A 13,508-nucleotide genomic window follows, 5' to 3' on the forward strand; every position below is an offset into this window, starting at 1 on the left:
AAACGACTCGGGGTGATTCTTCTCGTATGGTTTCTTCTGATCCCTCTGATTTGATGAAAGAAGATCAAAAAACCGTCGAGCAGCCGACGGAGAAACATCAACTTTCTTCTGAATCTCCAATAGTGGATAAAGCTGTTGATGAAGATTCGCTCATAGATAATTCCTGTTCTCAACGTACTTATGATTCTCAAGCCAAAAAGTCTATTGACGAAAATCAGATTTCTCATAAAGATCATGAAAAAACAGATGATTTTTCGATTCTTTCTCCTGATGTAGGTAGTCGAGTTGCTTCTTCGTTTGATCAGTTAGTGGTTGCTTTGCGAGAAGCGGATTGTCGTTCTCTTGATCAGATTTCTACTGATATTTTGCGTCCGATGTTGCGTGAATGGTTGGATGATAACTTGCCGGTGATGGTGGAAAGGCTTGTGAAAGAAGAAATAGAGAAAATTGCACGAGGCACTCCTCGTCGTTAATTTTTTTAGGAATGAGCTTGATTTCTATAGAGATTTCTTTTTAATTTTGAGGGGCGATTTTGTGTATTTGCGTGTGTCTTTTGGTTTTAATTGATGCTTGATAAAACGTATAATTTCTCGTCTGTTGAGAAGGACAGTGCCTGTAAGTGGGATTCCGTTTCTGCTTTTCGTGCGGGGGCTAATTCCAAAGCGAGTTCAAAGAGTTTTTGTATTGTTATTCCTCCACCTAATGTAACGGGTTCGTTACATATGGGGCATGCTTTTAACAGTGTATTGCAAGATATCATGGTTCGTTTTGAGCGCATGAGGGGTAAGAATGTTCTTTGGCAGCCAGGGACTGATCATGCTGGTATTGCTACGCAAATGGTTGTAGAGCGTCAATTATACGCCGAAACTTCTCTTACAAGAAAAGAGATTGGGAGAGAAGTTTTTGTTAAAAAGGTTTGGGATTGGAAAGAGAAATCAGGCGGGGCTATTCTCAGTCAATTAAAAAGGCTTGGGGCTTCGTGTGATTGGTCTCGTGAGAGATTCACGATGGATCAAGGGATGTCAGAGGCAGTTTTAGAGGCCTTTGTAACTCTTTACAAACAAGGTTTGATTTACAGGGATACGAGAATTGTTAACTGGGATCCTTGTCTGGGAACTTCTATTTCTGATCTTGAAGTTACTCAAACCGAAGTTGATTGTAGTTTATGGTATATACGTTATACACTCGAAGATGGAGTATCTTATCGTTATCCCATTGAATTTGATAACGATGGAAAGCCAATAAGATGGGAAATACGCAATTATATTGTCATTGCTACGACTCGTCCGGAGACGATGTTTGGTGATACTGGAATTGCTGTTCATCCTGATGATCCCCGTTATAAGGATATTATTGGAAAATATATTGTATTGCCAATAGTTGGTCGCCGTATTCCTATCATATCTGATCCTTATCCTGATCCTGACTTTGGAGCTGGTGCGGTAAAAGTGACGCCTTCTCATGATTTTAATGACTTTGAAATTGCAAAGCGTTCAGGATTAGATTTTATTAATATTCTTACGCCTCAGGCGACTCTTTGTCTTTTAGAGAATGAGAGTTTTTTGCGGGGATTTGTTCTCTCTGATGAGAAAAAGAAAATCTTTGGAGAATTTGAATCTTTAGACTGTCTTTCTGCTCGTTCTCAAGTTGTTTCTCTTCTTAAAGAAAAAAATCTTCTTGATAGAATTGAGCCGTATAAGCATGTAGTACCCTATTGTGAGCGTAGTGGAGTTCCTGTTGAGCCACGTATAACAGAGCAGTGGTATCTCAATGCTAAGGTTCTTGCAGAACCTGCTATTCGTTCAGTTAGAAATTCCTCGACTTCTTTTATTCCTCAGTCTTGGGAGAAGAATTATTACGATTGGTTAAATGATATTCAGCCTTGGTGTATTTCACGACAGCTTTGGTGGGGGCATCAGATCCCCGTTTGGTATGGTCCTGATGGTAAAGTTTTTGTTGAAAAGACAGAAGTTTCTGCTCTAAATGCTGCTGTTGAGTATTATCTTGCACAAGGTGGGGATACTGCTCTTTATGTTCAGCGTCTTATTGAAGAAGGGAATAAATCTGACCTTTTGGTACGCGATGAGGATGTGCTGGATACGTGGTTTTCTTCAGCTCTATGGCCGTTTGCATCGCTTGGTTGGCCGGAAAAAACAGTTGAACTAGATGCGTACTATCCAACAAATATTTTGGTGACCGGATTCGATATTTTGTTTTTCTGGGTTGCACGCATGATGATGATGGGCTTGCATTTTATCAAGGACGTTGAGGGTAGGGGAATTGAGCCTTTTAATGTTGTTTATATCCATGCGTTAGTGCGGGATAAAGATGGACAGAAAATGTCCAAATCCAAAGGAAATGTCGTAGATCCAATTGGTTTGGTAGATCAATACGGTGCGGATGCTTTGCGCTTTTATTTTGCTATTATGGCAGTTCAAGGACGTGATATTAAATTGGATTCAGCACGAGTTATTGGTTATCGTAATTTTATAACAAAATTTTGGAATGCTATTCGATTTTCGCAACTTAATGGAGCAAAACATAGCGTGAATTTTTCTCCGCAAGATGTGAAATTTGTCATTAACAAATGGGTTATTTCGCGGCTTTCTACTGCTATAAAAGAAGTGACAACGGGTATAGAAACCCGACGGTTTAATGATGTATCCGCGATTTTATACCGTTTTATTTGGCATGAGTTGTGTGATTGGTATGTAGAATTCATCAAATCTATTTTAAATGATGGAGACGATGATTTGCGTATAGAAACTTTATCTTGTTTTTCATATGTTTCTCACAATGTTTGTAAATTATTGCACCCGATTGCACCTTTCGTTACGGAAGAGCTTTATTCTCATATCTCCGTTGAGGGTCTAGTTGAGGAAGAAAGTTTATTATGTCATGCACAATGGCCTTCACTGACCTTTGAAGATCCTTCGTCTGTACAAGAAGTTGACATGATTATTCATTTGATTTCTGAAGTACGTTCCGTGCGAAAAGAGATGAATGTTCCTTTAAAAGCCATTGTTCCATTAGTTGTTGTTGATGAAAGTCACTTGGTTCGAGAACAGTTATTGCGTCATAAGTCCATTTTTTATCGTTTGACTTCTGTGGATATCGTTTTTTCGGGACATTCTCCTGAACGTTCTATTCAAATTATTCTCGATGAAACGATCTTTTTCTTACAAATTGGTGATTTAATTGACTTTTCCGTAGAAAAAGCTCGCCTTAAAAAATCTCTTGAGAAGATTATAGCTGAATCTTCGCTTATACGGGCTAGATTAGATAATAAACAATTTATGGAAAAAGCTCCCCCTGAAATTGTGCAACGAGAAAAAGAAAAGATCTCTCAGATTGAGAGCCAAAAATTATCCTTGGAAGTTGCACTTGCAAGAGTGAAAAACTTTTAAATAGCATCATGTGCCACAGTACAGAGAATAGCTTCAATTCTTTTATGTATCTTTCTAGAAAAAGAGAGTATTTATGGATAATGAATTTGGATTATTAGATTGCTAATAAACCTAGAGACTTTCGTGAGGATAGTAGTGTACGATTACATTCGATTTTTGAAAAGTTTTCTTTCTGCACAAATTTCTCTGAAGCATCTGTAAGGAAGTGCAAGTTAAGGTTTTTTTTATATAAGATTCTAAGAATTGTAGTCCTGATAAGAATTTTGAAATGCGTAATTAGGCTACCATTGTCAACGGTCTTTTGAATATTATGATGATAAGAAAGAAGAGGATATCAATAATTTATTCTTCTTCCATTTAAAGCTATTCGTCTTTTTTTTGCGCAATACGATAATCTCCCCTGAGAGCTTTAACATCGAAACCGCTATTCCATTTTTATGGAAAGTTTTGGTTTTCAAAGACGTATGTCTGCCATTTTTATTTATGGTCTCTATATTAATAAAATGCTGAAGCATGATAAAAACGATCCGAATAAAGAGGAAAATAATTCATGGGAATGGAGGAAAACTATATAACTTAATAGAATCCTAAAACGTTGATTAGAATTTCCTTGATTGCCAAAGGATATATGTCTTGCTTATTTTCACAATACAATATTGGAAAGTGGAAGAGCTGATGATGACCTATTGTCGCGGCTTTGCCTCTTCACTCAAGAAGTTATAGAGCTTATTTTAGGCTTCTGGTACACGAATGGAATCGTTGACAAGAGGGGGTTAAATTGCTGTTAAAAGTTTATAGCCAATGAAATCCTTTAGCCATTAAACCAACAAGACCTATAATTCCTGCAATCGTGAGACTACAAGATAACAAAAAGTTATAATATTCTATCGCTTCTCTTGTGTGGATTAGTCGCACCTTTTAAAAGGTAAGGATAGATATTTAAAAATATTAATCAAAATCAGTGGCTTATATTTAAAATGGTGACCCCTGCAGGATTCGAACCTGCGACATCCTGCTTAGAAGGCAGGTGCTCTATCCGCTGAGCTAAGGGGCCCAAAAAGGTTAGGCGTCGTACGCCTTTAAATATTAAAATTAATGTGTCCAAGGTTCAATGCGGTTGTAAGCAAAATTATCCTGATAAGAAACTCTTTTTTGCATCATTTCTTGTGACGGCATGACGTAGTATTGAATATTATGATTGATAGCATATTCTTCCGCTTTTTCTCTAGAGTCAAAAAAAAGCCTGACCTGCTGGAGGGTGTCTTTGGAAGAAGTATAATTGAAGAAGGGCTCAATATAAGAGGGATATTCTTTTTCGAACTCTAATATCCACATCCCTACGTGAGCCTTTTTCCCCGATTGAGTAGACGCTTTTTGTTTACGATAAATCCTCGCTAACATCCTTACTCCAATATAGGTATATAAATAGAAAAAATCTCAAAACCCCTAAATAAAATGGTCGGAGTGGAGAGATTCGAACTCCCGACCCTCTGGTCCCAAACCAGATGCGCTACCAGGCTGCGCTACACTCCGACAATTCTCTTACGAGAGAATGTTATTCTTATATATTTATATAGTGATTAATCAAGTTATAAAATACAAGCTATAAATGACAAATTCTCCATATAGACTATTGAAAGTCTTATTTTCTGGATATTGGGCTAATCGATAATTTGACTAAGAAAGCATTTTGTCCGCTCATGTTGAGGATTGTTAAAAAATTCTTCAGGAGAGTTTTCTTCAACAATTTGACCGTGATCCATGAATACAACGCGATCAGCGACTTGGCGAGCAAAACCCATCTCGTGAGTAACACAAATCATAGTCATTCCTTCGTTGGCAAGATCAATCATTGTATCTAAGACTTCTTTTACCATTTCAGGATCCAAGGCAGAGGTTGGCTCATCAAGTAACATGATCTTTGGTTTCATGCACAAAGAACGTGCGATAGCTGCACGCTGCTTTTCTCCACCAGATAGGGACTGAGAAGATCTAAGGGCCTTATCGCCAATTTTTACCTTATTAAGATAATGCATAGCAATTTCTTCTGCTTCTTTCTTAGGTGTTTTTCGTACCCAAATAGGAGCAAGGGTGCAATTTTCAAGAATGGTAAGATTTGGAAAAAGATTAAATTGCTGAAAAACCATTCCAACATCGCGACGAATTTCATCAATGTGTTTCACATTACTATCAAGACAAACGCCGTCAATAATAATATCACCTTCTTGATGTTTTTCAATTCGGTTAATACAACGTATCAAAGTTGATTTCCCCGATCCAGAAGGTCCAGCTACGACAACACGTTCATTACGTTTGACTATAAGGTTAACATCACGTAGCGCATGAAAATTTCCATACCACTTGTTTAAAGACTTTATTTCAACAGCGATGTTATTCTTTTCTAATTTTTCTGAAGTCATTGGAGTTTCTTTCATCCACATAAAAATCCTTATTTCTTACTTTTTGTATTAAGATATTTTTCTATAAATACCGAGTACAGAGACATACTAAAGCAAAAAATCCAAAACACAAACCCAACAAAAATAAGACCTGTAGTAGGTACAACTGATGATATCCAAGCTGAATCACTGAAATTCGTTCTTACAATTCCTAGAAGATCAAACATGTTGATGATGGAGACAAGAGAACTGTCTTTAAATAATCCGATAAAAGTGTTCACAATTCCAGGTATGACAAGCTTAATGGCTTGTGGAAGAACAATAAAGCGCATTGTTTGAAAATAGCTCAAGCCCAGTGAATCAGCTGCTTCAAATTGTCCTTTAGGGATGGTTTGAAGTCCGCCACGGACGACTTCTGCGATATAAGCAGAAGCAAAAGCAGATACTCCTAGGAGAGCACGCAAAAGCTTATTCACAGTCCATCCATCTGGCAAAAAGAGAGGTAGCATGACGCTAGCCATAAAAAGGACCGTAACCAAAGGAACTCCTCGGAATGTCTCAATAAATGCGATACAAGCTCCTCGCAAAACAGGCATATTAGATCTCCGTCCTAATGCCAAAAAAATACCCATTGGCATTGAAATAGTAATCCCAAAAAAGGAGATAACCAAAGTAACCAACAATCCTCCCCATAGCGATGTATCAACAACATTGAGTCCTAATCCACCACATAAGAGAAAAAATGCAACAACTGGAAAAACTCCAAACAACAGAATACCATTGAAGAATTTGCGAGGAAAAGAGGGAATGAGCATCGGAACAAGCAAAATAGATGCTAATAGAAAAACGAGTTTTGGTCTCCAGCGTTCTTCTAGAGGATAGCGTCCAAAGATAAATTGTTCATAACGATCATGTACAAAAGCCCAGCAAGCGCCGCTCCAGCCATTCGGCTGGATGCCCCCTTGAGAGACTGTTGTACATACACTTTTGTTGGTTCCTGTCCATACAGCATCTATAAAGAGCCAACGAATCATACTAGGCACCGAAAATGCTAGCATGGCTATTATCAAGATAGTTAAGATGGAATCTTTGGGGGTATTAAAAAAACTAGCATGAATCCACGCAAATATCCCGCGCTCAGTACTGGGAGGCAAACGAGGTGACGCTAATTTATGACATACAAAGAGTGAATTTTTACCAGAATTAATCATCTATCTCTCCACTAAAGAAACTTTGGCATTAAACCAATTCATAAACAGGGAAACTATTATTGATAGACTGAAATAAACAGACATCCAGATGACAACAATTTCGACTGCTTGGCCTGTTTGATTGAGAATAGTACCACCGACCGAGACAAGATCTGAAAAACCCACTGCAACAGCCAAGGAAGAGTTTTTTAAAAGATTCAAATACTGGCTGGTAAGAGGAGGAATGATAGCGCGCATCGCTTGTGGTATAATTACTAAGAGGGCAGCTTGTCCAGAGCTTAAACCGAGCGCTGTTGCTGCTTCAACTTGACCGCGTGGAACAGCACTAATTCCTGACCTTACAATTTCCGCTATAAAAGAAGCCGTATAAAATGATAAAGCCATATAGAGGGAAATAAATTCAGGACTAATAGTTGCTCCTCCCTCAAAATTAAATCGACCAAGTTTTGGAGTATCAAAATACAATTGTAATCTTCCTGCATAGAATACTACTATGGGCAAACCCAATATTAGTAATGTATAAATACGAAAATTGGGTAGGTAATGTCCTGTTTTTTCATGGAACTTACGTACTGATTTAGAAACGAAAACGCTTAAAACTATGCCTAATAAGAGAGCAAGCAAAAGGATTATGGCGTGCGTATCAATAATTAGTTTGGGGAAAGAGAGTCCACGATTGTTAAGAAAAATTCCAAACGGCAAAGTAATAGACGAGTGAGGACCGGGAAGGGTAGAAAGTACGGCTTTATACCAGAAAAATATAACTACCAGGGGAGGAATATTGCGAAATATTTCCACGAAAATTCTACAGATCCATGAGACAAGTTTATTGGAAGACAAACGTCCTGTTCCAACTAAAATTCCTATTAATGTAGAAGGTATTATACCTAAAATAGCTACAGTGAGTGTATTACAAAGACCAACTATAAGGGCCATAAAATAGGAAGAATTGTTCGTGTAAGGCACAATTCCTTGATCTATTTGAAATCCAGCACGTCCGTTGAGAAATCCGAAACCAAAAGACGCATTTGCCTTCGCCATATTTTCAGAAATATTATTCATGACCAAGATGGCTATTACAATAATTATGAGCAAGGTTATCGCTTGAAAAAATATGCTACGAGCATTTAAATCATATAAAAACTCAACCTTATCGAGATAACGAATTGCTTTCTTTCGAATTTTCCCAATCACACTTCACTCTCCCTAACGTAAAAGATAGACCTTTTAAAAATAGAACTCTCCAAAAACTTCGATAAACCTCTTTTTTCAAATTATTAAATGTATATCCTAAAATTGACGTTTAGCGAATAGGTGGAGCTATCATAAGACCACCATGCGTCCATAAAGCATTGTGTCCACGAGGAATCTTTAAAGCGGATTTTTCACCAAGATTACGATCGAATATTTCGCCGTAATTCCCCATATGTTTTATGATCCTATAAGTCCAATCATTTGATAGTTTCAGACCAGCGCCGAGATTACTGTTCTTCTCACTTCCGAGAAAACGTTTTATATCTGGATTATTGGAATTACGCATCGTATCAACGTTTTCCTTGGTAATGCCAAATTCTTCAGCGTTCACTAAAGCATAATGAACCCACGTAACAATATTCAGCCAATTGATATCTCCTTGGCCAACGGCTGGACCAAGAGGTTCTTTAGAAATTATCTCTGGCAAAATCACATGTTCATTTGGATCGGCAGTGGTGATCCTAAATGCATATAGAGCAGATTTATCTGCCGTATAAGCATCGCAACGGTTATTATTATAGGCAGCACCAACTTCCTCAACACGCTCAAAAACTATTGGATGATATTTCATACCATGCGTACTGAAATAATCTGAGAGACTTAACTCTGTGGTTGTCCCTGCCTGAACACATATAGAAGCATTAGAGAGCTCAAGAACCGAAGACACAGGATCTTTATCCCTTTTGCGAATCATAAATCCTTGTCCATCAAAGTATGTAATGGGACGAAAAGTAATGCCGAGAACAGTATCACGAAGAAGTGTCCATGATGTATTACGGCTGAGCACATCAATTTGCCCCGATTGCAAGGTCGTAAAACGCTCTTTGGCATTCAAGGGTGTGTATTGAACCTTAGAAGGATCATCAAAAATAGCTGCAGATATAGCTTTGCATAAATCAATATCGAATCCATTCCAGTCGCCATTTATATCTGTTTCTGAAAAACCGACAACACCGACGTTAATGCCACACTTTAAAAAACCTCTTTCTTTTACACTGTCTAATACGCTAGCAGAAGAAGGAAAACTTGCGAACAACAGATTAACGAAGAAGATAACACCGAGAAGATATTTTTTATACACGGAGATATATCCTTTCTTGGCAATTTGCAAGGTACCTGATACCGAATCCCTAGGATAATTTCTAGGGGAGCCCTATCCCTCAATACAATCATGACCCGGCTATTTAATTAAAAACAGATTTTGATACATCTAAAAAAAGAGATTGCAGTCAAGATTCTCTTGATAGAGATTAAGCGATCGGCTTATAATTTCAAGATGTTTTAATAAAAAACATCTAATATCCAGAAATAAAAACAGAATCCATCATCAATAATATAGCATATTTATACTGTATTTTTAAGGGTTTGCGCAGTTATATTCTCCAAAAGAAGAATACAGAAAATTATAATTTAGTTCAGTTTTTTTGCAGAATAGAACAGAAAATTCGGCATTATATGTCACAATCAAGGTATTCTTTCTTGTTATTATTTGGGTAATGCTTATATTATTCCTTCCGAAAAATTTCCATAAAATCGTATTTGATAATGGATTTATAGTCTAAAGCAAAGGATTCTTTGTGTCCTGCGATTTGATGATTTATATTCCGAAAAAGAGACGAATATATTATGTTATGAATAAAATATAATTTCTTAGAAAGTAAAGTAGAAAGAGGAGATTTCTTTTTATGTTTGTGCTTGGCTATTGAGGAGAGAGGTCTGCCTCTACGCAGGTGATGTACAGCATGGTCTGGACATATAAGACGTGTTGAGAGTTTTTGAATCTGAAAATTTTATGGTAGAGGTAAGAATGATTGCCTTCGTGGATTAGATCATTCTTAAGTCTCGTTGCTCATGCTTTTCTTGGAAATATTTTAAAGAGAATATTGAATAAAATTCATCTTATAGTAGTTTCATATATGAGGAAGTAGATCTTTTTATCTCTAAAAAAAGATTTAGATACTGATATACGGAAGTCAACGCCAATAATTTCCGACCGGACTGCAAACCATTTATATTAACATGATCCGGACTCGAAATAGCGCTTATTATAGAAGCCATATTGTTTTTTCATAAAATCTGAAAATTGCTTTGTCGTACTATAGCTTTCGATTGGACTCGCATGGATAGGTTTGACAGCTAAGAAGACAGCACAAGGCAACGTTCAGCAGAATTAAGATGCAGGAGAGTAATATCTGATCATGTTCAACGAGACGCGCACAAGGCACGATAATTTCCGAAAAATGAATTGTTTCTTCAATGTTTATGTCGAGATATTTTTGTCAGTAATTTTGTCGAGCGTAGTCGGAAGATTATTGAAAATCTCTGTAAGGAAAAGCTCAAATGTTTGTGAAGATCTGGGTATTAGATAGTTGCGATCTGCTGGATTTGAACTTCTCGCCGAAGATTGATCAGGTGAACAGTTCGGATTTTATCAAGCAAACGGCAAAATCAAAGGGCGTGTTGATAGTGTTATTATATCTTCTCCCTCTGAACTCAATTTATCTTTCCCGATGTTGTGGGAATGCAAATCGATGAAAAGTAGCTCTTGGTTGCAAACATCCGAAAAAGGACTTGCCCAAAAAAAAGCCCATATACGCCTCTCAGATAGCTTTATATCAGCCTATACTTGCCGGAAGAATCAGTCCATTAACATTGGGCGGCAAGGTGATTTCTTGGTTGTTGTGATTGGTTAAAAGAAAGAATTGCGCTATGGCTATGATTGTTTTGGTGCAGGAAGAGAGGTTTTCACTGGGACAGTATCTGGAAGATATACTTTTGTCGAAAAACTTAAGGAGGATCAAAAATCCTTTGATCATGGTTAGACAAAAATCTCTAAAGTGTTCTGCAGGAAATACAGTTTTAGCAAATTCGGTTAAATTATCTTTAGAGGAGGAGAGTCTCTGATGCATAGAATGGCTTTGCTATTTTTTTTGCGGCTGCCTCATGAATTGGAACTCTTGACGTACTTTGGCTTTATCAACACCATGAGAAAAATCTTTTTTACAGGATGGTTTTTGTTGTCTGAATTGAGAGATTTTTTGACGTTTTTTTTCTGAGGAGGAAGTGATACTGTCTTTTTGCATGCTATACGATTCTTCCTCGAAAAATATGATAAAGGTAAAGGAAATCGAAGTTATTCTGATGGCATGTGAGCTGGATAGTACATAATTTTCAATGTTACATATGGCTTGATAAGGGGGGTATGATTGTTGATAGATCGGAGTCATGATCAACAGATCAATGACGTTGGATGCTAGACAATTAATTGATTCTTGGAATCTGAATTATAAAATATTCCTTGGAGGGATAATTTATTTCTTGCAGGGAACTTCGTATTTGTAAATCCAATTTAAACTTTCGGTGAGTAGTCTGCGAGGACTGATTCGAAGAGCTATATCCCTGCACAAACCAGATAATCCGCGTAGATGGTAAAATGAAGCATTAAATTTTGTGCGGGAATATACTCTATCAATACGCATAAAACGGTTTGATTGATAGGTAGTAATAGCCTCCGCAACTTTCTTTTTACTCAGGAGGCATGACAACATATAAGCATCTTCAATAGCCATATTTGCGCCTTGAGCAGCAAAGGGCATCATAGAATGGGCTGCGTCACCAATCAAAACAGTATCTCGGGCATTGTGCCAATATTCACATTTATGTTCGATTAAGGGATAAAAATATGCGTTTTGTGCTGTTGCAATGAATGCTCTAATCTCCTCATGCCAGTCAATAAAGCGCTTTAAAAACAATTCCTTTATACATGGATTGAGGATGTTATTCGTGCAGTTTTGAAAAAGCGATATTTCCCCATGATTCTTGCTACTAATAGCGACAACGTTGATACTCTCATTCTCCAGAGGATAGGCAACCAGATGGGAATCGGGACCAAAGAATAGATTTATTGAATGGCGATCAATGCATTTGGGGATGTCCTTTTTAGGAACAATAAAGCGTAAAGCAATATTTCCTGAAAATAGAGAAGGTCGGTTTTCTATGCGTTGACGTATATTTGAATGAACGCCATCGGCTCCGACAAGGAGATCAAAGTCTCGTTCGGCTATAGGTGCAATTTCCGCAAGGGAATGATTGGTTATATACGTTGAAAAATGTAATTTTGTTAAAGGTTGTGATTTTAAGAGAGAAATAAGAATTTTTTGTAAAGTTTCCCTGCGCACAACTCCATAAGGAGATCCCCAATGATTGCGTGCATAATCTCTGCATGGAATATTACTCAATTGTTTGAGTGTAGAACCTGATAGAAAACGAAATTCCTTCGGCTCAAACCATACGTTTTCCAGTTGATCAAGTACACCAATTTTGTCGAGAAGACGTGAGGCATTTGGTGAAATTTGCAAACCAAAACCTTTTTCAGAAAATTGATTATTTTTGTCAAAAACATCAGCCTTAATGCCACGACGAGATAAGAATAAGGCAAGAGTGAGACCAGCTATTCCTCCACCAACTATTGCTACGGACGGGAGAGGAGTCGATTTTTTTTTTTCTGATATGCACATCGTATCAGTTCCTAAGGAGATAAAAAACATCCTTCGGGGACAGTTTGCTCTAAATTAAGAGACGCATTAAAACGATAAAGTGTTGAACAATAAGGACAAACTTTCTCGTTCTCTTTGCCTAGATTGATAAAAATATGGGGATGATCTAGGGGGGGAGATGATCCTATGCACATGAATTTCTTAACGCCGATTTCAATGGTATGATGCCCTATATCATTTTGGAAATGAGGGACGTTACGATCTTCCATGAGCTTTTTCTTTCCATCAAATTCTGGCAAGTCATCTGTACGATAGTAGACCATATTGTTCACATTGACAACTTTAGATATGGTACTTTGGCAATTCAGGATACATAACATTTTATTGAGAGGTTATTACAATGAATAAAGATATTTTTTTTATGTTTCATTCGTGGCGAGACTGTCAATTGGCATTTTTGGATAAAGGAAATAGTTCTGCTCCAGTTATTTTATTACTACATGGTTTTGCTTCTTCATTAAGGGCTAATTGGTTGTTTCCCAATTGGATAAAATTTTTGTGTGATGCAGGTTTTCGGGTGGTTGCACTAGATCATCTCGGACATGGGGAAAGTGACAAGCCGAGAGATCCTGCTTTCTATAATCTGGTTCTTATGGCAGCTGATGCGGTATCTCTTTTGGACTTTCTGGGAATTAGTAAAGCACATGTCATAGGATATTCTATGGGAGCGCGCATAGCGAC

At 37.4% G+C, this 13,508-nt stretch carries 11 protein-coding genes and 2 tRNA genes; 4 read left to right on the forward strand and 9 right to left on the reverse strand.

From position 1 onward, the window contains the following. Positions 1-473 (forward strand): PopZ family protein (locus tag H0G72_RS03110; RefSeq protein ID WP_182017330.1); only part of this gene is annotated, 473 nt, incomplete at its 5' end. 93 nt (positions 474-566) lie between these two features. Next, positions 567-3,407: a valine--tRNA ligase gene (locus H0G72_RS03115; protein WP_182017331.1), complete on the forward strand. Its 2,841-nt coding sequence runs from the start codon at positions 567-569 to the stop codon at positions 3,405-3,407. A gap of 978 nt (positions 3,408-4,385) precedes the next feature. Here H0G72_RS03115 and H0G72_RS03120 read toward each other — a convergent pair. The 7 genes from H0G72_RS03120 to H0G72_RS03150 all read right to left on the reverse strand — a co-directional run bounded on the left by H0G72_RS03120 (position 4,386) and on the right by H0G72_RS03150 (position 9,352). After that, positions 4,386-4,461 (reverse strand) — tRNA-Arg (locus tag H0G72_RS03120). Between the two features lie 38 nt (positions 4,462-4,499). Further along, a complete protein-coding gene (locus H0G72_RS03125; protein WP_182017332.1) occupies positions 4,500-4,808 on the reverse strand; it encodes an NADH dehydrogenase ubiquinone Fe-S protein 4 in 309 nt (102 codons plus the stop codon). 55 nt (positions 4,809-4,863) lie between these two features. Then, positions 4,864-4,940: transfer RNA gene (locus H0G72_RS03130), tRNA-Pro, on the reverse strand. A gap of 128 nt (positions 4,941-5,068) precedes the next feature. Further along, entirely contained in the window at positions 5,069-5,827 is a 759-nt protein-coding gene (locus tag H0G72_RS03135) for an amino acid ABC transporter ATP-binding protein (protein WP_409049319.1), read from the reverse strand. A 29-nt stretch (positions 5,828-5,856) separates the two neighbouring features. Next, positions 5,857-7,017, reverse strand: coding sequence for an amino acid ABC transporter permease (locus H0G72_RS03140; RefSeq protein WP_182017334.1), 1,161 nt, complete (start codon positions 7,015-7,017; stop codon positions 5,857-5,859). Then, on the reverse strand, positions 7,018-8,211 hold the full coding sequence (locus H0G72_RS03145) for an amino acid ABC transporter permease (protein ID WP_310649482.1): 1,194 nt from the start codon (positions 8,209-8,211) through the stop codon (positions 7,018-7,020). Positions 8,212-8,320: 109 nt separating this feature from the next. After that, entirely contained in the window at positions 8,321-9,352 is a 1,032-nt protein-coding gene (locus H0G72_RS03150) for an amino acid ABC transporter substrate-binding protein (RefSeq protein WP_182017335.1), read from the reverse strand. A gap of 1,450 nt (positions 9,353-10,802) precedes the next feature. On the opposite strand from H0G72_RS03150, the gene H0G72_RS03155 reads away from it, so the two are divergent. Further along, the gene (locus H0G72_RS03155; RefSeq protein WP_182017336.1) at positions 10,803-10,964 is read left to right on the forward strand and encodes a hypothetical protein; all 162 of its coding nucleotides are present in this window, start codon (positions 10,803-10,805) and stop codon (positions 10,962-10,964) included. A 618-nt stretch (positions 10,965-11,582) separates the two neighbouring features. On the opposite strand, the gene H0G72_RS03160 is transcribed toward H0G72_RS03155, so the two are convergent. Then, positions 11,583-12,788, reverse strand: coding sequence for an FAD-dependent oxidoreductase (locus tag H0G72_RS03160; RefSeq protein WP_182017344.1), 1,206 nt, complete (start codon positions 12,786-12,788; stop codon positions 11,583-11,585). An 11-nt stretch (positions 12,789-12,799) separates the two neighbouring features. Further along, positions 12,800-13,036, reverse strand: coding sequence for a zinc-finger domain-containing protein (locus tag H0G72_RS03165; protein ID WP_182017345.1), 237 nt, complete (start codon positions 13,034-13,036; stop codon positions 12,800-12,802). A 131-nt stretch (positions 13,037-13,167) separates the two neighbouring features. Here H0G72_RS03165 and H0G72_RS03170 point away from each other — a divergent pair. Beyond that, on the forward strand, positions 13,168-13,508 hold a 341-nt coding region (locus tag H0G72_RS03170), incomplete at its 3' end, for an alpha/beta fold hydrolase (protein ID WP_182017337.1).

It is taken from the genome of Candidatus Liberibacter sp., from assembly GCF_014048425.1.
Taxonomy (GTDB): domain Bacteria; phylum Pseudomonadota; class Alphaproteobacteria; order Rhizobiales; family Rhizobiaceae; genus Liberibacter.

Coding starts and splice junctions, on each gene's coding strand:
- H0G72_RS03115 (WP_182017331.1), top strand. CDS start 567: ATGCTTGATAAAACGTATAATTTCTCGTCTGTTGAGAAGGACAGTGCC.
- H0G72_RS03125 (WP_182017332.1), bottom strand. CDS start 4,808: ATGTTAGCGAGGATTTATCGTAAACAAAAAGCGTCTACTCAATCGGGG.
- H0G72_RS03135 (WP_409049319.1), bottom strand. CDS start 5,827: ATGACTTCAGAAAAATTAGAAAAGAATAACATCGCTGTTGAAATAAAG.
- H0G72_RS03140 (WP_182017334.1), bottom strand. CDS start 7,017: ATGATTAATTCTGGTAAAAATTCACTCTTTGTATGTCATAAATTAGCG.
- H0G72_RS03155 (WP_182017336.1), top strand. CDS start 10,803: ATGAAAAGTAGCTCTTGGTTGCAAACATCCGAAAAAGGACTTGCCCAA.
- H0G72_RS03160 (WP_182017344.1), bottom strand. CDS start 12,788: ATGTGCATATCAGAAAAAAAAAAATCGACTCCTCTCCCGTCCGTAGCA.
- H0G72_RS03165 (WP_182017345.1), bottom strand. CDS start 13,036: ATGGAAGATCGTAACGTCCCTCATTTCCAAAATGATATAGGGCATCAT.